The sequence below is a fragment of the Anaerocolumna sp. MB42-C2 genome, from assembly GCF_030913705.1.
Taxonomy (GTDB): Bacteria; Bacillota; Clostridia; order Lachnospirales; family Lachnospiraceae; genus Anaerocolumna.
In genome coordinates, this window is the sequence record NZ_CP133190.1 from 4,666,438 (window position 1) to 4,688,160 (window position 21,723).

Annotated in this window: 16 protein-coding genes and 1 pseudogene; 13 read left to right on the forward strand and 4 right to left on the reverse strand. The window is 33.6% G+C overall.

Annotated features, from left to right (window positions below):
* Positions 1 to 178: 178 nt before the first annotated feature.
* The gene (locus RBU59_RS20820) at positions 179 to 487 is read right to left on the reverse strand and encodes an IS66 family insertion sequence element accessory protein TnpB (protein ID WP_308144393.1); all 309 of its coding nucleotides are present in this window, start codon (positions 485 to 487) and stop codon (positions 179 to 181) included.
* A 450-nt stretch (positions 488 to 937) separates the two neighbouring features.
* Between RBU59_RS20820 and RBU59_RS20825 the strand changes: the two genes are divergently transcribed.
* The 5 genes and pseudogenes from RBU59_RS20825 to RBU59_RS20845 all read left to right on the forward strand — a co-directional run.
* The gene (locus RBU59_RS20825; protein WP_308144394.1) at positions 938 to 1,126 is read left to right on the forward strand and encodes a hypothetical protein; all 189 of its coding nucleotides are present in this window, start codon (positions 938 to 940) and stop codon (positions 1,124 to 1,126) included.
* A gap of 37 nt (positions 1,127 to 1,163) precedes the next feature.
* Complete coding sequence (locus RBU59_RS20830) at positions 1,164 to 1,460, forward strand: hypothetical protein (protein WP_308144395.1); 297 nt, start codon at positions 1,164 to 1,166, stop codon at positions 1,458 to 1,460.
* Between the two features lie 103 nt (positions 1,461 to 1,563).
* Positions 1,564 to 2,553 (forward strand): hypothetical protein, encoded by a 990-nt coding sequence (locus tag RBU59_RS20835; RefSeq protein WP_308144396.1) that lies wholly within the window; start codon positions 1,564 to 1,566, stop codon positions 2,551 to 2,553.
* A 757-nt stretch (positions 2,554 to 3,310) separates the two neighbouring features.
* Entirely contained in the window at positions 3,311 to 4,366 is a 1,056-nt protein-coding gene (locus RBU59_RS20840; RefSeq protein ID WP_308144397.1) for a hypothetical protein, read from the forward strand.
* A 250-nt stretch (positions 4,367 to 4,616) separates the two neighbouring features.
* Positions 4,617 to 4,727 (forward strand): annotated as a pseudogene (locus tag RBU59_RS20845) (transposase); the annotation flags it as partial.
* A gap of 13 nt (positions 4,728 to 4,740) precedes the next feature.
* On the opposite strand, the gene RBU59_RS20850 reads toward RBU59_RS20845, so the two are convergent.
* Both RBU59_RS20850 and RBU59_RS20855 read right to left on the reverse strand, forming a co-directional pair.
* Positions 4,741 to 5,487 carry a hypothetical protein gene (locus RBU59_RS20850; RefSeq protein WP_308144398.1) on the reverse strand — a complete coding sequence of 249 codons (747 nt, stop codon included), beginning with the start codon at positions 5,485 to 5,487 and terminating at the stop codon, positions 4,741 to 4,743.
* Positions 5,488 to 6,193: 706 nt separating this feature from the next.
* Positions 6,194 to 7,186 (reverse strand): hypothetical protein, encoded by a 993-nt coding sequence (locus RBU59_RS20855; protein ID WP_308144399.1) that lies wholly within the window; start codon positions 7,184 to 7,186, stop codon positions 6,194 to 6,196.
* Between the two features lie 363 nt (positions 7,187 to 7,549).
* Here RBU59_RS20855 and RBU59_RS20860 point away from each other — a divergent pair, with 363 nt between their 5' ends.
* Entirely contained in the window at positions 7,550 to 7,996 is a 447-nt protein-coding gene (locus tag RBU59_RS20860) for a hypothetical protein (protein ID WP_308144400.1), read from the forward strand.
* A 127-nt stretch (positions 7,997 to 8,123) separates the two neighbouring features.
* Here RBU59_RS20860 and RBU59_RS20865 read toward each other — a convergent pair whose 3' ends face one another.
* Positions 8,124 to 8,783 carry a hypothetical protein gene (locus RBU59_RS20865; protein WP_308144401.1) on the reverse strand — a complete coding sequence of 220 codons (660 nt, stop codon included), beginning with the start codon at positions 8,781 to 8,783 and terminating at the stop codon, positions 8,124 to 8,126.
* Positions 8,784 to 9,405: 622 nt separating this feature from the next.
* Between RBU59_RS20865 and RBU59_RS20870 the strand changes: the two genes are divergently transcribed.
* The 7 genes from RBU59_RS20870 to RBU59_RS20900 all read left to right on the forward strand — a co-directional run bounded on the left by RBU59_RS20870 (position 9,406) and on the right by RBU59_RS20900 (position 21,592).
* On the forward strand, positions 9,406 to 11,805 hold the full coding sequence (locus tag RBU59_RS20870) for a GH36-type glycosyl hydrolase domain-containing protein (protein ID WP_308144402.1): 2,400 nt from the start codon (positions 9,406 to 9,408) through the stop codon (positions 11,803 to 11,805).
* A gap of 636 nt (positions 11,806 to 12,441) precedes the next feature.
* Positions 12,442 to 14,232, forward strand: coding sequence for an ABC transporter ATP-binding protein (locus tag RBU59_RS20875; protein WP_308144403.1), 1,791 nt, complete (start codon positions 12,442 to 12,444; stop codon positions 14,230 to 14,232).
* Positions 14,229 to 16,040 (forward strand): ABC transporter ATP-binding protein, encoded by a 1,812-nt coding sequence (locus RBU59_RS20880; protein WP_308144404.1) that lies wholly within the window; start codon positions 14,229 to 14,231, stop codon positions 16,038 to 16,040. The genes RBU59_RS20875 and RBU59_RS20880 overlap by 4 nt, the downstream gene beginning before the upstream one ends.
* Positions 16,041 to 16,333: 293 nt before the next feature.
* On the forward strand, positions 16,334 to 17,794 hold the full coding sequence (locus tag RBU59_RS20885; RefSeq protein WP_308144405.1) for a phosphoglucomutase/phosphomannomutase family protein: 1,461 nt from the start codon (positions 16,334 to 16,336) through the stop codon (positions 17,792 to 17,794).
* Between the two features lie 217 nt (positions 17,795 to 18,011).
* Complete coding sequence (locus RBU59_RS20890) at positions 18,012 to 18,596, forward strand: RNA polymerase sigma factor (RefSeq protein ID WP_308144406.1); 585 nt, start codon at positions 18,012 to 18,014, stop codon at positions 18,594 to 18,596.
* The gene (locus RBU59_RS20895; protein WP_308144407.1) at positions 18,577 to 19,371 is read left to right on the forward strand and encodes a hypothetical protein; all 795 of its coding nucleotides are present in this window, start codon (positions 18,577 to 18,579) and stop codon (positions 19,369 to 19,371) included. The genes RBU59_RS20890 and RBU59_RS20895 overlap by 20 nt, the downstream gene beginning before the upstream one ends.
* A gap of 352 nt (positions 19,372 to 19,723) precedes the next feature.
* Complete coding sequence (locus RBU59_RS20900) at positions 19,724 to 21,592, forward strand: sensor histidine kinase (RefSeq protein ID WP_308144408.1); 1,869 nt, start codon at positions 19,724 to 19,726, stop codon at positions 21,590 to 21,592.
* Positions 21,593 to 21,723 lie beyond the last annotated feature (131 nt).

The window sequence follows — 21,723 nt, forward strand, 5'->3', positions numbered from 1 at the left end:
ATGGATAGTATAAGTAGTAGGTACTGTTAAGTGATTGTCAAAATCCGGCAAAAAACAAGAGATATAGGAACTGTTTTGTGAATATTTCATAAACTTTCCTGAAACCAATCGGTGATTATTTAGTAAACGCTGTTTCAATGGTATTATTGTGTTTGTAACATAAAGAGAAGCTGCGTCCTTAAGCATGTGATACCTCTTTAAGAATTCTCGACAGTAGGTTGTCAGATATATCATTTGATAGCGCAATCGTCATTGTTGCAGTTTTTATTACAGCAGTTGGTTTGATATTTTCAGGAATGATATCTGAAACTAATCTCTTCGGTTCTGTTAAGAGAATCTCGGCAAATGAGACTTTCCAATTTTTCTGCACGGGCAATACTGGAGAATTATTCATTTGATCGTAAGCTTTCTTTCGGAATTTGCGTTGCCAATAGTAATACGATTTTTTACTAATTTCATTTTCAACCATCCATTGTTTTGCGCTCACTCAGCCGGTCTGTTTTGGCATTGTAGGATGATATCTTTCCATTTGGAGCTGCGTACGGTGTGAGTTATTTGGTAAGTGACCTCCTTAAAAAACTATTAGTTTTTTGCATTTTTTAATGTATGCCACAAAAATTTGATTTAGCCTAGGCGAGCAGTTGACGGCTCTTTCCCAGTTCTAACAGGTAAAAATAATTCGCACTAATTTTCCAATAAATACAGGCCTTTCTGTGAAAAAGAAGTATAATAAAATAAAAAGCTTTTTCGCAGAGAGGGAAAATACGTATGGGAAGATCAGAAATTAGGGCTACAAGAGCCCTTGAAAAGAATCCAATTGAAGCATGTAATGAGGTACAGAGAAAGTTTTATCCTGAGCTATTCAATCGATTTGGGCAAATAGCTGATCCACGGCACCAGAGTTATATCACATACACCGGTAAACCATGCTGGGCAGATGTATTATAAGGGAATTGTTGGTATTATCAGTATGCAGGATATGACGGACAGGTTTAATAAACCAGATGTTGTGGAAAATATGGCTACCTTTATGGGAGTGGAGTTAGAAGAATATCTGCCCCATCATGTCACAGAAAATGATTATCTGGAACGATTGACAGGATACCATACAGGATATTGTGTATGACCTGATCCGAAGGAAAAGCTTCCATGATGCCAGATTCATGGGGAAATGTATTGTTATCATTGATGGAACGCAGCTTTATTCTGGGGACAGGAAGATTAATGATAAATGTCTGGAACGCCATTATAACAAGGGAACCGAGCAGGAAACTGTTAATTATCATGTCGATGTGTTGGAGGCAAAGATATACTTTGGTTCTGGGTTGGTATGCAGCATATGCAGCGAATTCATCGAAAATAACGGAGATGATGCTGAAAAGTATAAGAACATGAATTTATTCCATAAAGTTTTGCCAGACATGGGAGATTTATTGTTATGGGAAATAATAGGAAAGTGAAGGGGCTTTATGGAATGAATGTCTTTTCTATATCCTATTGACCTGTAAAAAGTAGATAGGAAAAAGGTATTAGGTATATCATTATTGCGTCAGGAGGTAAAAAATGCGAAAAACATTAAATTTAGGCTATTATGATAGATATTTTTCAGGAGATGAGTTAAATTGTATTGACCAGCCTATTGCTGCGCTCTCAGATTATATTAAAAAAGAGAATTATTTCTTTTATGCGTTTTACAGTATTCTTTTTTCAAATTGGAATATATCGGAAAAATATAATAATGAAGATTTTATTGATAAAAGGAACTATATTTTAACAAAATTTGGATTGGAAATTAAACGAGAAGTTGTTAATGACAGTTCACAATTTTTAAAAGCAGTAATTTCTAAAATAGATAAAGATATTCCTGTTTTTCTTTTATTAAGGCGAAAATCGCTTGTATACGATATAGGCGACGTGGATTCTACGCATGGAGTGGTTATAAGTGGGTATGATAACACAATGAAAAAAATTCTATTAAGGGATGCACCTCATGTTGAGCAAAGTGGTGCAACTTATGAAGGACAAGGTTATGGTTTATTTAAACTATGGTTACGAGAGGATTTGCTCTTAGACATGTGGGAAGAATCGAATAAAATACACAATCCCAAGTTGGCTAATTGCTTATATGTTATTATACAAAATAATGAGCCAAAAATAAAAAATTACTATGATATGTTCTCGGAATTTTTAAGTGATTATGGCTTTAAAAATAATGTTTTTACCAATTTCCTTAAGTCAAAAGAGTTTAATTTATCAAATTTTGCAGATGATGAATATTCAAGAAATTTCAGAAGATGGTTAATCCTACCCAAAAGGGTAATTGTTGATATCATTAAACGTGGTGCAATAGAGATGAATATTCAAAAAAGTGAAGACATAAATAAGATAGAAAAAAATATGATAATTCAATATTCTGAAATAATTAATATGTTATGTATTTATTCAAAGAGAGCAAGAAAAATTACAAACGAAAAATTGGAAAGTATCATTTCTGATTTAAACGAGATTGACATTAAATTGCAGAGAATAGTTGAAGAAATAATATTAAAATGAATTTAATTAAAAACTGTTCGATGTTCATTATCATTACTATTTGTTTAGAAATAGTTTTAATGATATCACTCATCAGGGATATTGCTTATCGGTCATGTCTTTACTTGGCAGTTGCTCCAACAGATAGTTTAAATATTTATAGACATTCAGATCATGTCTTTTGCCATTTCTACAATGCTGTAGACAGTGGCACTGGTTTTGGCTCCATCTGTGGATTTACTAGAGAGCCAGTTCTTGCCTCCAATGGTAATGGTCGGATTGCATTCTCGCCGGGTTTGGATATAGGTAACAGCTTTATCCATTCTAGTGTTCCGGGTTGGGTGCTGTACAGCAAGCCACAACCAAAAGGCTGTAAACAGGTTTTCTTTTGTAGACGAAGCTTATATTTTTCTTCGCATCAGCTGTTCTTTTAGTGATTTCAGCTTCATACGCGAAGAGTGTATTACAATACCAGACTCCCAGCACAGCAGGATTACTGTATACATACTGACGGGCAGGTTCCTCTTTGCGTTCCTTGACAGTGTTTAGTGCTTCCTGTTGGTATGCAATAAGTTGATTCAGTTATATAATGCTATCTTTCAGCTCCATGAGCTGGGTATCTTCTTGGTGTATGGGTATTAATTTTTGTTCGCACTTAAATTTTACCATAAATCAGTGAGGAATTGTTTTTATTTTATTACATTAAATATCCCGTATTTATACGGGGTGTGGTGTTTCGCAAACGTCAATATAGCATTTAAGAAAAAAGGAGATTTCAATGGATACAAATCATATTTATTTTAAGGTTTTACCAATGCAATATCCTCAAATAACATGTTATCCATTCCACGCAAATTTATTGTCAGTTGTAGGGAATTATCAGGAGAGTATCCCTTGGTTTTATAATTACTATATTCAACTTGAAGTAAAACGAAATTATGAAAATGGTGTTAGGTTGGACTTTTATACTACACTCCTTTGGAAGTGCTGTCCTTGGATTTATTTTCAAAGGCTTAGTAGAGATTTTATTTTAAGGAAATGGGATAGTATAATAGATTTTATTATAGACTCTATTGACCTTGGATACTACGTATATTTTATTGCTAATTATTTTTATATTCCTATATCAAAAAATTACAATCAATATCATAAAGTACACGATATTTTTATTTTTGGATACGATAAAAATACTCAGATGTTTGATGTTGCGGATTTCTTTAGGGATGGTATTTATGAGTACGCTAAAGTACCTTTTTCATGCATCAACATTGCTTACAATAGCTTATCAGAATGTAGTAAGCAACATGATTGGTTGAATGGTGTTGAACTTATTTCTTTTTTTAAAAGAAGTGAATATCACAATAATAAAGAATTGGATTACAGATTTGATCCTGCTTTAGTAAAAAGCTTTATATGTGATTACATTACATCAAGTAATACTTTAGAAAAGTATAAAATACCGACTGAAAAATGGAAAAGAAATTGGGTCTATGGAGTTGAAATATATGATTTTTTAATAGAATATTTAGAACAATTAAGCTCAAATAAAGTCCCTTTTGATACCAGACCTTTTGCTGTCTTAAATGATCATAAAAAGTTAATGATGATGAGAATAAAATTTATGGGAGAGAATTCCTTTTTATATAATTGGAAAGACTTATACCAGGACTATTCTAACGTGTTAAATAGAGCTTCCATATTGAAAGGGTTATGGATCAAGTATTCTATTTCAAGTGACAAAAAACTGCTAAATAGAATGATTTTAATAATAAATGAAATTAAGAAAATAGAAATAGATGTCTTGACATCATTATGCAATAATATTTGTGAATAGCTTCTTAACTGATAATCGGTTAGGAATATTGGTATTAATTATGGTTCAACTATAAAATTTGTGGCTTCTTGAAAAATCCATAAAGTACCTTGGCAAATTGCTGGTAAAATGGGTACTATGCTGAAATATTTAAAAAAGCAAAAGCAGGTTATGATGGACCTGTAATAGCCTATTTTGGGGGATTTACTTTCGATAAAATCAAACTTACTATAAGCAATGCATTTTCAAGTCATAAGCAAGAACGCATTGTAAAAAAGCTATCTATTTCGCAATCGGCATAGATATGAGTGGGTGCAAAGAAGTTTTGGGTAGGTATGTTGGCGAAAATGAAAGTGCGAAGTTCTGGCGTTCTATCCTTAATAATTCAAGTTAATTTATATTTCATTATTCATTATATTGTATATTTCGTAGTCCATATTTAAAATCTCGTCTAATTGATTAAGATAGGAATTGCATATATCATTTTTATATACATTTTTCATTAACTTATATTTTAACAACATACATTTATTCACATAATGTTCAGATTTCAATGTTAAATTTTCTATATGTAAGGTATTAACAGTAAATTTTAGAATTTCTGCATGAATCATCAACTCATGAAACAATCTAATATGTTCAGAAGACATAATGGTTGACTTTTTAAAATAATCAGAAAATTCCAAAAGAGCTTTATATCCACACGCAAATTGTATGTATTTATAGTCCATGTGATAAGGGGGAAGATCATGATAAGAATTATTAAAATAATTAGATATATTATTCTTTATAGAAAATATATCTAAACTATAGTCATTAATTTGCGTGTTATATTTTATTAAATTCAATCCCCTAAAGTAATTTTGAGAAAGAAAATCCGATTGCGCAGAGACATAACCCTTATAGAACTCCTCATATGAAACTGATCTTAATTCAAAATACCCATTATTCCCTAAAAAATGATCTGCAACCAGCAACATATTATCTTGAAAACCATATATAAGAATTGGATGAATAAAATGTCTTTTATTAAATGCATTAGTATGGCAAGACAAATAAAAACAATCCACTGAAGTTGAAAAATAATACTCATTCGATATACTTTTTTTAATTAAAAATTCCAAATCTGTATTTAGTTCCATAGGAACTTTATAGACATCTAATAAAAAACAATTTGGTATTACAAAAGTAGGAAGTATTTGTAAATATGCTGATGGATTGTACGATTCTGGTACATGATGAAATTTAATTGAAAGGCAATTATTAGCAATCCATAAATCAGCATATTCTTTATTATTGCCATATAAAATTGCTAATCCCTGTGTAAAAGTAGGTATTGTTTGGTATTTTGGTATGGAAATAGGTAATTTTATATATTCTTCACCACCATTTTTTTGAGAATTAATATTTAAGCTCTGATATTATTACTTGTAATTTTACTTCAGCAGACTTTTCACTATTGAAATAAAGGATAATCAAATATTGATGTAGGTGAGAGTGGATTGTAAAAGTCAAGCATATTGAAACTTATTTTAATTATTAAGAAATTACTTATTAATTTTTATTATATACCAATAAATTACAATTATCAACTGTATTGTTATTATACTCAAAATCATAATAATTTTGGCCGTTGATGGATATATGATATGAAACAATTTATTTAGTGTCTACTAATTAAACCGATTCTGTTTAAAATCAGTATCCAAAGTATTCTTTCAGCAAAATTAGAGAACATATTCGTGACTGAATCTTTAAATAATTCATTATGATATTTTGATACAAGAAGTTAGAAGTTATTTCCTATGAAATGATTCTACTATAATATAGCACCTTGCTATGAAGCGTTTACATCCTGTTAATATGATCTATCAATAGACTGAATATATTTTTATCTATATCAGGCAATAGAGATATTTCCTGAAAATCCATAATATCAAAATTTTTAGATGCGAGCACATTTTTTAGCATTCGATTTCTTAATAGTAAACATTTTTTGATATATATATCAACTTCCTTTTCTATTATCTGCGTATTCAAAATGTGTGCTGCTTCTTTTAAAATTTCAGCATGAACCATTAATTCGTGCAATAATCTAACGTATTCATGCGGATTCCTATTACCATGCAAAATAAAGTCTGTACATGCTTTTATACCATTTAAGCCACAGGCAAACCAGATATTATTATAATCGAAAAACAGTGGAGGTTCTGCTATGTCAACTGAATTAAGATGATCAAGAAGATGTTTTCTAACCGTCCGAAGATCGAGAGTATAATTCTTGATTTCATTTTTATATTTTATTAAATGAATTTCAGGAAAATAATTAATATGACTGAGTTCTTTATGCGCAGAAAGTAACCCATACATGAATTCATTAGAATTGACTTTTTTTAAAGAGTATTTTCCACTACCATCTAGAAAATGATCGCCAACAAAAAACTCCTCATTTTCATATCCATAAATTAGAATTGGATGAGGTACATGAAAAAGCTGTTTCGCAGATGAATGACAACTCAAGTAAAAACAATCAATAGAGGTCATAACATAATATCCCTTGTCTATTGCAGATCGTATGACGGCAGTGATATCTGGAATGAATTTTATCGGATAATTATAGTGTTCCAACAAGCAGCAATTTGGAATAATAGAATTAGGTAATATCTGCAAGTAAGCGTTTATATCACTAAAGCTCGTTATATCAAAAAATCTCACGCTCAGGCTATTGTTTATAAGCCAAGTGCGGGCATATATTTCATTATGAGCATAAAGGATTGCAAGTCCATCCGTAAAAACGGGTTGCGTTTGGTAATCTGGGATTACAATAGGAAGTAGTTTCAATTATTTATCTTACTCCTCTCTTATCAAATAACAGCTAATTCTATTATAATTATACTCACTACTAATTACGGTGTCAAACTTTTTGAAATCAAGTTTTATATGTTTTAATTCAGAATTGTTGATTAAGATTCTTTACTAAATAAGTTTTGATAGTTTTTGAGACTCCAGCAGGATATTTGAACTAGCAAGCCCTTGACTTTATATTTTGATCTAGTTCCGGTGTGCTATTCTGTGATAATTAACAAATTCACATAAAATTCACAGATAATTCTTTGAAATGATTTGTAAATTAACATAAAAGAGTTATAATAATATACAGAGAAATTCATATTTGGTTAAATGAAGAAAACGAGGTGTGTATATATGAATATATTAAAAAAAACAGTTTTATCCATTATATTGGCGGTTGGATTATTTGCACCGGTAATAGTAAAAAATGAACCGACTATTGACGAAAAGCTAGCACCATATCAAGTAGTTATTGATAAAGTCAATGCCGAATATAACACAAGCATATATATACCGGACGAGAACAAGGATAAAGTCTATGATAAGATAAAAGATATGACCGGTGACGAAGTCAAAGAAATGCTTATTCAATCGCTGGAATCAACGAACCATACAACAACAGACAATAAAACGGATACTGATTATACAAAAGATAGTTGTGTTTTACAAGAAAATAATTCTGTAAAAACAAAGAATACTTATCAGGGCGATTATAATAAAGAATCTGCTGTAGGAAAAACCTCAAAACCTGATTATATACCGAATTCAACGGGTCCGGTAAAAGTAGTACCGCTGGAATAACTCATTCTGAAATGGAATATAAGGGGCTGATTTTTTCGTGCAATTTACTTGCATTTAAATAGAAATCATCCCCTTATCATTATTAAAAAGCCATTATCTTATATAGTATAAAATAATTAATATAAAATTATAATGTGAATGTATGACTGGTAGTCAGTCTTAGTGTCAGTGCAAATCCATTCGGATCTTCAGGATGCCCAACCAATGAGACAGTACAGCTTTTTTTGTTACTGCTTAATGAGGCGGAACCTGAATCAACGGCAAAGTGATATCCGGTGAATGAGGATGGCCATTGTGAACCATAATCATTAATGCTTTCATAAACGTAACTATCTCCGGTGGCACTAAATACAGTAGAATCAAGATACATTTCTGAACTATATCCTATAGGTACCGTCTGTGTAATATCTTCTCTTATATAGCAGGGAGTGATAATCGATTCGGATTCACCTATTTCAGTATTATTTTCTGAATAAGCACTGTCTTTTATATAATTATCATCTTTAAACTGAGTAATGGATGAGGAACCGGTACTTGATTCTTTATATTCTTTGATAAGCATGGAAGTAATTTCTTCAGGAGTCTTGTCTTTAATATTATTATAGACTTTTTCCTTATTTTTCTCAGGAATATAAATGGATATACCTAATTCTTCGTTTACTTTATCAACAGCTGCCTGATATGGTGCCAACAACTCATTGATTGTTAGTGTTTCTTCCGCATGAGCGGGCATAGAGAAACCTAAAATAAGTGCCATTGATAGAAACATTACAAATAATTTCTTCATTATATTTTCCCCTTTCTTAATCATCCATCAATAAATAGATGTATTTATTGATTTATTGTGCTTAGTTTTTCAACATGAAAAATATGTATATACGTAGTAGATCTATTTTAGTATATTTTGTTATTCGTTGGTGGTCTTATATGTATCATGGCAACACCTCCTCTTATTAGATGTGGAATAATTAAATAACTTATTTATATTATGTTGATTTTTGTATACTCTCTATTAATAGTAAAAAAAAATAGTTTTTAACTTGAATATTTAGAAAATTCCATGAATTACAAAATAATATCTTTTAATTTATTTGAATATATTTAAATTATACATTATTGTAAAAAACAGTCAATATTATTTGCGTATTCTACATTATTTCTGCATATTCTACATGAATTTAAATCAATTGAGGTGTGTAAGGAGGTTGTGTTATGGGAAATAGCAGGATCTTCTGAAACTTGAAGTATTTCAGTTTCTCTGGCAAGATATAATCTATAACTGCTGCTTTCTTTCCGTACTCTCCATGATTCTGGACAATTATATACAAATATTCGCACCCTCAGCAATACCTTTTAAAGCTACCAATGCTTATAATTAGGTTATCATAATATGGGAGGGTGCAGTTACTATGAAATATGGATGTTTTGATAATGAAAAGAGAGAATACCTAATAGAGCGGGTGGATTTACCCACGTCCTGGACTAATTACTTAGGTGTGAAAGATATGTGTGCCGTTATAAATCATACTGCCGGAGGATATCTGTTTTATAAATCACCGGAATATCACCGGATAACACGTTTTCGCGCCAACAGTATACCAATGGACCGGCCGGGACATTATGTTTATGTAAGGGATGATGAGACGGGAGAGTATTTCAGCATATCCTGGCAGCCGGTGGGTAAACCCTTAGAGGAAGCTAAATATGAATGCCGCCATGGATTGTCCTATTCTAAATATTCTTGTGAATATAAGGGGATTACAGCAGAGCAGACCTTATTTATACCAATAGAGGATACCGTAGAGCTTTGGGATGTAAAAATTAAAAATAATGAATCAAAACCTAGAGAGTTAAGTGTATTTTCCTATTGTGAGTTTTCCTACCACCATATTGATATGGATAACCGGAACTTTCAGATGAGTAATTATGCTGCCGGTTCTTCCTATGAAAACGGTGTGATTGAACATGATTTGTTTTACGAAGAGTTTGGATATCAGTATTTTACGTCCAATTTTGAACCGGACAGTTTTGATTGTCTCAGGGATAAATTTATAGGTTTATACCGTACGGAAAGCAATCCCATTGCCGTGGAAAAAGGCAGCTGCGGCGGCAGTTTTGAAAAAGGGAATAATCACTGCGGTTCTCTGCATAAGAAGATTTCTTTAAAACCGGGGGAAGAAATAAGGCTGGTATTTATGTTAGGAGAGGGCAACCGGGAAACTGGTTATGGGATACGTGATAAATATTCGGATCTAAAGAATGTGGATGAAGCTTTCAAACAATTAGCTTTATTTTGGGATAGAAAATTAAATAAATTACAGATACAGACTCCAAACGAGGGAATGAATACCTTAATTAATATCTGGAATCTGTATCAGTCAGAGATTAATATTATGTTTTCCCGCTTTGCTTCCTTTATCGAGGTTGGAGGAAGAACCGGGTTAGGTTATAGGGATACGGCTCAGGATGCTATGACCATTCCCCACTCCAACCCTGAGAAATGCCGCCAGAGGCTGGTTGAACTTCTGCGTGGTCTGGTATCGACCGGTTACGGACTCCATTTGTTCCAGCCGGAATGGTTTGATCCTGACACGGAAGTAAAACCTTTTAAATCTCCAACAGTAATTCCCACACCTAATAAAGAGGATATGATACATGGGATAAAAGATGCCTGCTCCGACGATGCGCTATGGTTGGTAAGTTCTATTGTTGAATATGTAAAAGAAACCGGAGAGTTTACTTTTTTAACAGAAGAACTCACCTATGCGGATAAAGGAAAAGGAACCGTTTATGAGCATATGATGAAAATACTTGACTTTTCTTATGAACAGGTAGGAAAAAGCGGAATCTGCAAAGGTCTTCGGGCGGACTGGAATGACTGCCTGAATCTTGGAGGAGGAGAAAGTGCACTGGTAACCTTTTTGCATTACTGGGCATTAGGTAATTTCTTAGAGGTTGCGGAGTATTTAGGTAAGACAGAGGATATAAAGAAGTACACAGCTATGAGAGGGAAAGTAAAAGAAGTATGTGACAGGGAATTATGGGATAAGGAATGGTATATCCGGGGAGTTACGAAAAACGGCAGGAAAATCGGAACCAGCGAAGACAAAGAGGGTAAGATCCATTTGGAATCCAATGCCTGGGCAGTATTATCCGGTGCGGCACCCTATGAAAAAGGTGTTAAAGCCATGGACAGTATTGACAAATACCTTTATACCCCTTATGGCATTATGTTAAACGGACCGTCTTATACGGTACCCGATGAGGATATTGGTTTCGTAACCAGAGTATATCCCGGATTAAAGGAAAATGGTGCAATCTTCAGTCATCCCAATCCCTGGGCCTGGGTTGCGGAATGTATGTTAGGACGTGGTGATCGGGCAATGAAATTTTATAATGCCTTATGCCCTTATAATCAGAATGATCAGATTGAAATCCGGGAAGCGGAGCCGTATTCCTACTGCCAGTTCATTATGGGCAGAGACCATACGGGGTTTGGCAGGGCAAGACATCCCTTTATGACGGGAACCGGCGGCTGGGCTTATTTTGCAGTTACCAGATACATATTGGGAATACAGCCGGGATTTGATACCCTGATCATTGACCCCTGCATACCATCTGAATGGAAAGAATTTCATGTCACCAGAGAATGGAGAGGTGTAAAATACGATATCACCGTTCTCAATCCGGAGGGAGTTATGAAAGGAGCCAAATCCATCACCTTAAACGGAGAAGAAGTGAAGGAAATTAAATTTAGTAATCAATCAGAAATAAATAAAATTATCGTCACCATGGGAAGTGTGAAATAGAATTTTGAAAAGACCAAAATTCTATCGAAGAACTCCAAAATGAGCACGGAGGGTGCTCATTTTGAACTTCTTCATCCATTATTTGAGATGCCGCATTGCGGCATCATGACGGTAAGTGTGAAATAGAAATATCCTAACATATTATAAGTGATAAACGGAATAGGATTTGAGTGGTATGTATTCATTGAAAACAATAAAATGATTATATGTTACTCAAATCCTGAATAGTTAGTTAAATATTCTTGAATTAATTTATTATTGCTAAGTTTAGTATTACATGGAGAGTTTGTCCTAATTCGAATGGGCGCCACATTATCCGATGCCTTAAATCACTGTTACAAAAATGAATCTGGTGTTATACGCTTTATGTTGCCGTTCTAATTCTGTATTTTCTGTTATTTATTCTTATCTTTTCTGCATAACAAATCAGCATACAACCGCAGTTTGTATAACCAGGTTGTCTCATATAATTTCACTAAAATAGTGCATAAAATATAGTAAAATAGTATATTTCATAAACTGTAATAGAAAGTTATAATAAAAATGGAAATAAATTGTAAATTTAAGTTAATTTAAAGAAGCAAAGTGAATAGAAAATTACATATAAAATCGGATATTAGAGTTTTGGAGAATATAATGCGAAAGATCAGTATTAGGAATAAAAAATATACATATTGCCATTCCGTTAAAATTACATTTATAAGTTCACCTAAATTAGCAGGTATTTATCTGCTGCTTACAATTATTGCTGCGATACTGCCTACGCTTCAGGTTATTGTAAATGCCGATTTTTTGGATAGTGCGCTTGATTTATTAAATGGAAGTGCAACGAAAAGCCATGTATATCAGCTTTTAGGGCTTGTTATCTTATTTGTAAGCTATTTATGGATTATGGAACCAATTATGACAGCGATGTCTAAGAGTATGGAACAGGATCTCCGATTGCATTTTAGAAATGCTGTTATGGAAAAAAGGGCAAAACTTAAATTCTGTTATATAGAAGATCAGGAAAGTCTTGATCTGATTGAACGTGTTACAGATAATGCTGAAACTAAAATGATACAAGGATATACGAATCTGCTGGAGCTGGTTTCTCTTGTGATTAATACCACCGGTTTGTTAGTGATATTGATTGCAGAGGTTGCCTGGGTAGCCTTGTTTATAATTATTGTTGCGATTCCATTGTTTTATCTGGCATTTTTAAGTGGGAAGTCTACTTATGAGGCCAATAAAGACATAACCAAATATCAAAGGAAATATAAATATTTGACTAAGATTATGACAGAACGTGATGCCATCGAAGAAAGAACTCTGTTTGGATATAACAATGAATTAAATAGAGTCTGGAACGATCAATATGAAATCGCAAGAAAGAAAGAATTAAAGACACGTTCAAAATGGTTTATTAAATTAAAAACAGGAAGTGTAATCACAGCATTTATCAGTATATTCATATCGGCTGTATTAGTAAAACCGGCAGTTACAGGAGCAATTACAATCGGTATGTTATTTTCATTAATAAATGCGGCACTTAATTTAGTACATACTATGTCATGGCAAATGACAAGGTGCATTGATTCGGTTGCGTCTCATAATGAATATCTTAAAGAATTAACAAGGTTTTCCTGGATGGAAGAAGAAGAGGGGGCGGATGCTCTGCCTGGAGAAATACCGGAATTCGATAGTCTAAAATTTATAAATGTTCGATTTAAATATCCCGGAACGGATAGATATATATTAAATGGGATTAATCTGGAGCTTGAAAAAGGAAAACATTATGCATTTGTGGGTGTTAACGGTGCAGGAAAAACAACCATAGCCAAGCTTCTTACGGGTTTGTATTCTGACTATGAGGGACAGATACTAATCAATGGCAAAGAACTTAGAACCTATACTAAGAATAAGTTAAAAGCTTTTTTTTCAGTTGTATATCAGGATTTTGCAAAGTATTTTATATCTGTGTTTGATAATATTGCCTTAGGAAATGTGCTAAACCAGGATGAAGAAAGTATAAAGAAAGCAATAAAATCATTAAAACTGGAACAGGTCATTGATGCATTGCCATCGGGAGTGGATTCTATTTTAGGTAAGATCAAGGAAGAGGGTAAGGATATTTCCGGAGGAGAATGGCAGAGAATTGCTTTAGCCCGTGCTTTTGTGAGCAATGCTCCAATCAGGATATTAGACGAACCTACTGCGGCTTTAGATCCCATTGCAGAAAGTAATTTATATGAAGAATTCGCCCAATTATGTGAAGGAAAAACAACGATTTTCTTCAGCCATCGTTTGGGTTCAATAAAACTGTCTGATTATATTTATGTGATTAATGGCGGTTATGTTTATGAAAAAGGAACACATAAAGAATTAATGCGGTTAAATGGTATTTATCAGACAATGTATGAAAGCCAGAGAGGATGGTATCAATGAGAGGAAAGAAAAAGAAAGTTGATGTCTTTCAGATGCTAAAAACCGTACTGCCCATGATTTATAAGTCAGCTCCGGGTTTTTTTATAATATTTATTATGATTGCCATCCTGCATGGATTGTCCTGGGCAGTTAAGGTGTTTTTTATGCAGCGGTTTTATGATACGGCAAGTACGGTTATAACAACAGGCGGTTCAATCAAGGACATTTATTTATCTTTATTGATCTACGGAATCATAGTAATTTCTGCGGAAATTGTAAATGGTCTGCATAGTTTTGTATATATGCCTTTTAATCAGAAATGTATTGGTTATATGATGCAGAAAATACATTTAAAAGTTGCCAGAATAAGGCCTATAGAATATGAGAATGCTGAAATTCTTAATGATATTAATAAATCAGAGCAGGGTATCAACAATATTTTCAATATGGTATTTTCATTCATTATGGTATTAACTTTTTTCGTTCCTTACATATTATTTATGAGCTTTTGGCTTTTATCCATAAAGCCGATTCTCGTTATTTCCATGTTAATATCAATGCTTCCGTTTATGGTGACTAAAATGCTGCAAACAGGTATGTTTGCACGGTTGGAAGATGAGATCGCTCCGGTAAGGAGATCATTTAATTATTATGAGCAGTGTATTTGTTCTAAAGAATATTTTAAAGAAACAAGAATACTTGGAGCAGTTTTGTATTTTAAAAAATTATATAAGGAGACTTTGATTCTGCTGAATGCAAAGAGTCTGAAAGTGATTAAAAGAGCATGTTTTATGGATTTGTGCGGTAAGTTGATTGGGTTAATCGGATACTTGGCAGTTCTTTATCTTTTCGTCAATGCGTTATTGGATGGAAGTATAACCGCCGGGACTTTTGCGGCTATATTTACTGCAATAGCTAAGATACAGGAGATGGTCGGAGGTCTGATTGGTGCGGCAGGTTCCATAGGGCAAAACAGCGGTTCCATTAATAATTTATTAAAATTTTTAAATATGCCGGAGGTTGATGGCGAGGATGAGGTCGTTGACCGAAAGGGTGAAATTGAATTAAATAATGTTTTTTTTACCTATCCGGGTATGGATACAATGGCGGTTAGTAATCTTAATTTAAAAATTAATTACGGTGAAACAGTTGCAATAGTCGGTCAAAACGGTGCCGGAAAATCAACGTTAGTAAAGTTACTGACAGGTATTTATACTCCCTCTCAAGGCCAGGTTTTGATTTCCGGTAAAGATACTAAGAATATATCCCGGAAAGCAATGTTTAAAGGAGTATCAGGTGTATTTCAAAATTATCAGAAATATCAGATGACATTGCGGGAAAATATTTCTATTAGTGATATTGAAAACAGAAAAACAGATGACCAGATTATTAATATCTTGAAAAAAGCGGATGTTTCTGTTGATTCAGTTGTTTTCCCACAAGGGTTGGATACGATGCTGTCAAGAGAATTTGACGGTGTTGATTTATCAGGCGGTCAATGGCAGAGGGTGGCAATAGGAAGAGGCCTTAACCGTGTAAATGACTTTATTGTATTGGATGAACCTACAGCGGCTATAGATCCAATCGAGGAGACAAATATATATAAGAAATTTTCGGAAGTGTCCAGAGGGATTACAGCGATCTTGGTAACACACCGGCTTGGAAGTGCACGTATTGCAGATAGGATTGTTGTTATGGATCACGGACAAATTGCGGAAGTTGGAAATCATGAGACATTAATGGCAAAACACAGCCTATATTATGAAATGTTTACTGCCCAGGCAAAGTGGTATGAACAGACTCCCCTGCAAAAAGCAGCAGTTACGTGAACAATAACAGACTTCGCGATGCACACAAAACGAGAAGAAAGCGTTCCTGGCTGCAATTCTCCGGTTCTCTGTGACAATACACTCACAAAAAACACGTCGCGTTGTCGCCTGTGAAATCCTGTGAGGATAGTAATATTCTGGACAATTATATACAAATATTCGCACTGCCAGCAATACCCTTTTCTATACTATGTGTTTATAATAAGGGTATCTTGATATAGGAGGATTTATTTTATGAAATGCGATTATTTTAATTATAATAGACGGGAATATACAATTAAGGAGGCTGCAAGATGATAAAGTTTGGTACAGGCGGCTGGAGAGCGATAATAGGAGAAGATTTTACTAAATCAAACATACAAACACTATCAAAAGCCCTGGCTGTAAAAATGATAAATGAGGGCGTCACGGATAACGGCATTGTTATCGGATATGACAGAAGATTTCTATCCAAGGAAGCCATGAGATGGGCGGGAGAGATATTTGCCGCGGAGGGAATTACAGCTTATTTAATAAACCGTTCCTCACCGACACCATTAATCATGTATTATGTTATGAAACAAAAACTACATTACGGAATGATGATTACAGCCAGCCATAATCCGGCTATTTATAACGGAATCAAAGTATTTACCTATGGAGGCCGGGATGCGGATGAAATCCAGACCAAAGATATTGAGAATTATATCATGGATGTGAAAGAGGAAGAAGTTCAGGGAATGGAATATGAGAAAGCGGTGGAAGCCCAGTTAATCATAGAGATTAATCCTCTGAATGAATATCTGGATAACATTATAAATGCTATTGATATGCAGGCAATTAAGAACAGAGGGTTACGAATCGCCTTAGATCCTATGTACGGAGTAAGCGAAACTTCTTTAAAAACCATACTGTTAACAGCCAGATGTGAAGTAAACACCATACATGACAGGCATGATACATTATTTGGAGGAAAGCTGCCCTCCCCGTCTGCCCAGACCTTAAAAAGTCTTAAGAATTATGTAGTGGATCATAATATGGATATCGGTATCGCAACGGATGGAGATGCGGACCGTATCGGTGTTATTGATGACACGGGTAGATTCTTACATCCCAACGATTTACTGGTTGTATTATATTATTATCTGGTTAAGTATAAAGGCTGGCATGGAGCAGTGGTAAGAAACATTGCAACCACCCACATGCTTGATAAAGTGGCAGAAAGTTTTGGAGAGAAGTGTTATGAGGTCCCGGTAGGATTTAAATATATCTCTGCTAAAATGCAGGAGACCAATGCCATTATCGGTGGGGAATCTTCCGGGGGATTAACCGTCAGAGGCCACATAAACGGGAAAGACGGCATCTATGCGGCCGCTCTCTTAATCGAGATGATAGCCATTACGGGAAAGAATTTATCACAGATTATCCGTGAAATAGAAGAGGAGAACGGAGCTATCTATATGGAGGAAAGAGATTATAAATTTAATCAGGAGAAAAAAGAAGAAATCTTTACAACCCTCCTTGTGGATAAAAGCTTACCGGATTTACCCTTTGAGGTGGATAAAATTTCATATTTGGATGGCTGTAAAATATATTTTAAAAACGGCGGTTGGATTATAGCCCGTTTTTCCGGTACCGAACCGCTTCTTCGCATCTTCTGTGAGATGCCGGAGTCAGAGGATGCCATTAAGCTTTGTGAAATATATGAAGATTTTTTAGATTTGAATAATAAAAAAACATTAGGACAAAAAGAATTGGTATTGAATAATAAATAAAAATAAAAGAGTTATATAACAAAATAAGTAATTATATTCCTTAGTAAGGCTGCTTTCATTTTAGATGGAAGACAGCCTTTTTCACTTGGAAGTTATCAATTTAAATATATAAAAGTTTCTAAAAAGAAACCATGTACATCTGAATTGTGTATAGTATTATGAATATATTCAGATTAATCAATCGCGATAAACAGATAATTAAGGAAAGGGGTGGAATATGTTTCATAAACAAGAGGATGACTTGAAATTAATTCATGGTTTGAAAGAACGGGATGAAAATGCTTTAAATAGATGTATTAACCGATACCATTCTTATGTTTCCTATATAGTTGGTAATATTATTGGTAAATCTTTACCGCAGGAGGATAAAGAAGAGATTATTATGGATGTCTTTCTGGCTATTTGGAACCATGCTGATTCCATTGATCCGGATATGTATCCAAGTCTTAAACCATATATTGGAGCGATTGCACGGAATAAATCAAAAAATAAACTAAGATCCCTGTCTAAATATAATACGATTTTACTTGATGATGAAATTCTAATTGTTAGCAATGATTTTACGGAAAGTATTATAAAAAGCGAAATAAAAGAAATCTTACTTGAAGCAATCAATATGTTAAGTAAGGAAGAACGTGTTTGCTTTTTAAAATATTACTATTACCAAAAACCAATCCGTATCATTGCAGAAGAAACTAACCTAAAGGAATCTACGATAAAGTCAAAGCTTTCAAGAGGCAGAAAAAAACTAAAAGAATTATTAGATCGAAAGGGGTATAATTATGAAGATTTTAATATCTGATGTGCTTCAGGAATTAGATGAAAATCTTATTGAAGATTTGATCTGGGATAAACGGGACAGGGTAAAAGCCTCCAAATTTAAGTTAAAATGGAGACTCAGGAAGAAAATAAATAAAAGAATATTCTGGTATAAGCTAAGTTTAGATATGATATGTCTCGTGCTATTGATATCTATCCTGCCTATTACAGCAAAGGCTGCAATTAATTTTATCTTAACTCATTCTGCTATAGTTAATGATACTAACAGAAATTTAATTGGTACGGAAATTACTGATAAAAATTATATCGTATATAGTAACGGTACTTATAAAAATTCTAATGGAGAAGTCATTGACTTTGATAAACTTGCGAAGGGACAGGATAAGATACCAGATAACAGGATAATTAAAGAGATACGGCCGGATGATCTCTCTCCATCTTCTATTGTCGAAATAATAACGAATAAGATAAATAAGAAAGCATATTCTTCCCCAGAGATTATGTTAGTTAATAATTCAGCCAGTATATTGACGAAAGAAGACGGAGCCGGCTTTCATTTAAAAAAAGGAGATACAATAGAGTATAACTTTGAAAAATACAAGTCTAAAGTAGTAGAACAACAAACTTTGATTATCGGTTATGTAAAAGATGGCATAATGTATCAGGGGGAAAGCTATAATGATTTAACGGATTCCTACATTTTAAAAGCACAGGATGACGGTGAGTATTTCATATACCTTCTCAGTGCAAGTTCGGATTACCTTACCTTAAAAAAAGGTAAATTAATTCAGAACTAAAATTAATGTTTTGTAATGAAAGTAAAATCAGTGTTGGAAATTAAAGTTCATCTGTGGAAGATATTACTAAAACATGATATAATGAAAGCGTAGTACTTTCGGACATTGCAAGCTTGCTTGAAATTCCGATTCGAGTAACAAGAACGAAACAAGTTTTATGTTCCTGATATAATAAGAGAGGAATTTAAAAGATTGTAATAAGTATAATACGAGGACGTAACGATGGGCTGTTCTATTGGATAGCCCATCTCTTATATTTCTTATATAATGGTCTCTGTCATTTTGGAGCAGATGCAAAAGTTTTATAATAATTCAAAATACTCTATTATTGATTTTGGGAGGTAACTTAAGAATGTTATTTAGTAAAAGCAATCTAATACATAGCGGTAATCTGTTAAAAAAACCCGTATCTCTACGAAGAAGACTCTTATTTTTAGTAGTGATCTGCTGGATTGTACCTGTTTTAATATTGTTCTTATTTATGAGCCTGTATTACCGGAAAAGTATTATGGATAAAACCGAGACCTTGATGGAAGAAAGTCTGAAAAACTTTACTACATTTCATTCTCAAAAGGTAGATGAAGCAATTATCATATCCAAGAAAACATCCTATGAATTGATAATTGAAAAAGCCTGGAAACGGTTGAAAGCCGGAGATATTTCCGACGCAGAATTTTACAGAGTGGTTATCGGTAATTTAAAAAGTAAATATTATAATGATAACCGATTTATCATATCTGTTTTTTATCTGTCCGATTATCCGGACCGGCTCTATTATACCTCAAGAAAACCAACCGGTTACATCAATACATATAAGGAAGAAGTAAAGGAGGAAGCGAATAAAATTACGGCTGAGGATACTTCCGATGCCCATATAAAAATCATTAACGGGAAAATCTATATTATCCGGAATCTATATACCACAACAAATTATACTAAATTCGGTACTCTGGTAGTGGAATTAAATACAGGTAAATTATTTGAGGGTATTTCTTTAAATAAAGATTATGGATTTGGGTTTTTTATTAATGATACGGATTCCATGGTTCTTTATGATAAAAAATCTGAAAATGAAATGATTGCGCCCATTTTAAAGAAATTAGAACAAAAGTATTCGAAACATAAAAATCGTAAAATGGATAAGGTAGAGGATAGTATATATACTGCTTTGATATATCAGCAGAAGTTTGATGACTACCATCTGGGTGCTGTTTTAATTGCTAATAAAAACACGATTTATTCCGAGCTGATTGCATTAAGTTATATCATGATTCTTATTTTTCTCATAATAATTCCGGTATTTATCTATATGTTATATTTTATAGCCAGACATATTACTGCCCCTATGGGACGTATGATTGAAGCCTCCAAAGAGATGGAACAAGGCAAGATCGGTATGCAGATTGAGGGAGAGCCCATGCCCAATGCAGAATTTGCTTACCTTTCGGATTCCTTTAACCGAATGTCCAGTGAAGTAAAGTATTTATTTGACTACGCTTATAATGAAAAGTTAGCCAGAAAGGAAGCCAAAATTATTGCACTGCAATCCCAGATAAACCCCCACTTTCTTAATAATACGCTGGAAATGATGAATTGGCAGGCAAGGATGGCAGGGGACGCAGCCGTATCAAAAATGATTGAAGCATTGGGTACCTTACTGGATTACAGTATGGACCGTTCCAATAAAAGGCTGATAAATCTTGCAGAAGAATTAAGATGTGCTGATGCTTACTTTTATATAATATCCATGCGGTTCGGACAAAGGCTTCGGGTTGAGAAGGAAGTAGACCAGACACTTTTACAGCTTCCGGTGCCTCAGTTAATTCTTCAGCCTATTCTGGAAAACGCTGTGGTTCACGGAATAGAGGCAGTAAAATCCGGAACCATTAAATTAAAAGTATATAAGGAAAACGGGAATGTCATACTACAAGTTATTAATTCCGGTAAGAGGATGAGCAATGAGGATGTGGATAGGGTAAAAGAAATTCTTGAGGGAAAGACAGGCAGTATTCCGAATGGTAAAGGAAAGCATATTTCTCTTGGTATCCGTAATGTGAATGAAAGAATAAAACTGATTTACGGTGATGAATATGGACTTACTATACTTCCCTTTGATGAGTCGTATACGGTTTCAACCATAATCATTCCTTTCGAGATGCCTCTGGATTCCGAAAAGGGAAAATTACTGAACAATATACTGAATAACCCCAATTATAAATAGCGTAAATGATTTGTTTGACATAACCCAGTTTTATCTTATGCTTGAATAAGAGCTTATATATACATAAAATTTAATTTAAGGATTTTGTCGGTCAAATCATAAAATCATTTAGTTTCGTTTATTCCGGTTTA

Coding starts and splice junctions, on each gene's coding strand:
- RBU59_RS20870 (WP_308144402.1), top strand. CDS start 9,406: ATGAAATATGGATGTTTTGATAATGAAAAGAGAGAATACCTAATAGAG.
- RBU59_RS20865 (WP_308144401.1), bottom strand. CDS start 8,783: ATGAAGAAATTATTTGTAATGTTTCTATCAATGGCACTTATTTTAGGT.
- RBU59_RS20840 (WP_308144397.1), top strand. CDS start 3,311: ATGGATACAAATCATATTTATTTTAAGGTTTTACCAATGCAATATCCT.
- RBU59_RS20880 (WP_308144404.1), top strand. CDS start 14,229: ATGAGAGGAAAGAAAAAGAAAGTTGATGTCTTTCAGATGCTAAAAACC.
- RBU59_RS20835 (WP_308144396.1), top strand. CDS start 1,564: ATGCGAAAAACATTAAATTTAGGCTATTATGATAGATATTTTTCAGGA.
- RBU59_RS20860 (WP_308144400.1), top strand. CDS start 7,550: ATGAATATATTAAAAAAAACAGTTTTATCCATTATATTGGCGGTTGGA.
- RBU59_RS20885 (WP_308144405.1), top strand. CDS start 16,334: ATGATAAAGTTTGGTACAGGCGGCTGGAGAGCGATAATAGGAGAAGAT.
- RBU59_RS20830 (WP_308144395.1), top strand. CDS start 1,164: ATGGGGAAATGTATTGTTATCATTGATGGAACGCAGCTTTATTCTGGG.
- RBU59_RS20900 (WP_308144408.1), top strand. CDS start 19,724: ATGTTATTTAGTAAAAGCAATCTAATACATAGCGGTAATCTGTTAAAA.
- RBU59_RS20890 (WP_308144406.1), top strand. CDS start 18,012: ATGTTTCATAAACAAGAGGATGACTTGAAATTAATTCATGGTTTGAAA.
- RBU59_RS20895 (WP_308144407.1), top strand. CDS start 18,577: ATGAAGATTTTAATATCTGATGTGCTTCAGGAATTAGATGAAAATCTT.
- RBU59_RS20850 (WP_308144398.1), bottom strand. CDS start 5,487: ATGGAACTAAATACAGATTTGGAATTTTTAATTAAAAAAAGTATATCG.
- RBU59_RS20875 (WP_308144403.1), top strand. CDS start 12,442: ATGCGAAAGATCAGTATTAGGAATAAAAAATATACATATTGCCATTCC.
- RBU59_RS20825 (WP_308144394.1), top strand. CDS start 938: ATGTATTATAAGGGAATTGTTGGTATTATCAGTATGCAGGATATGACG.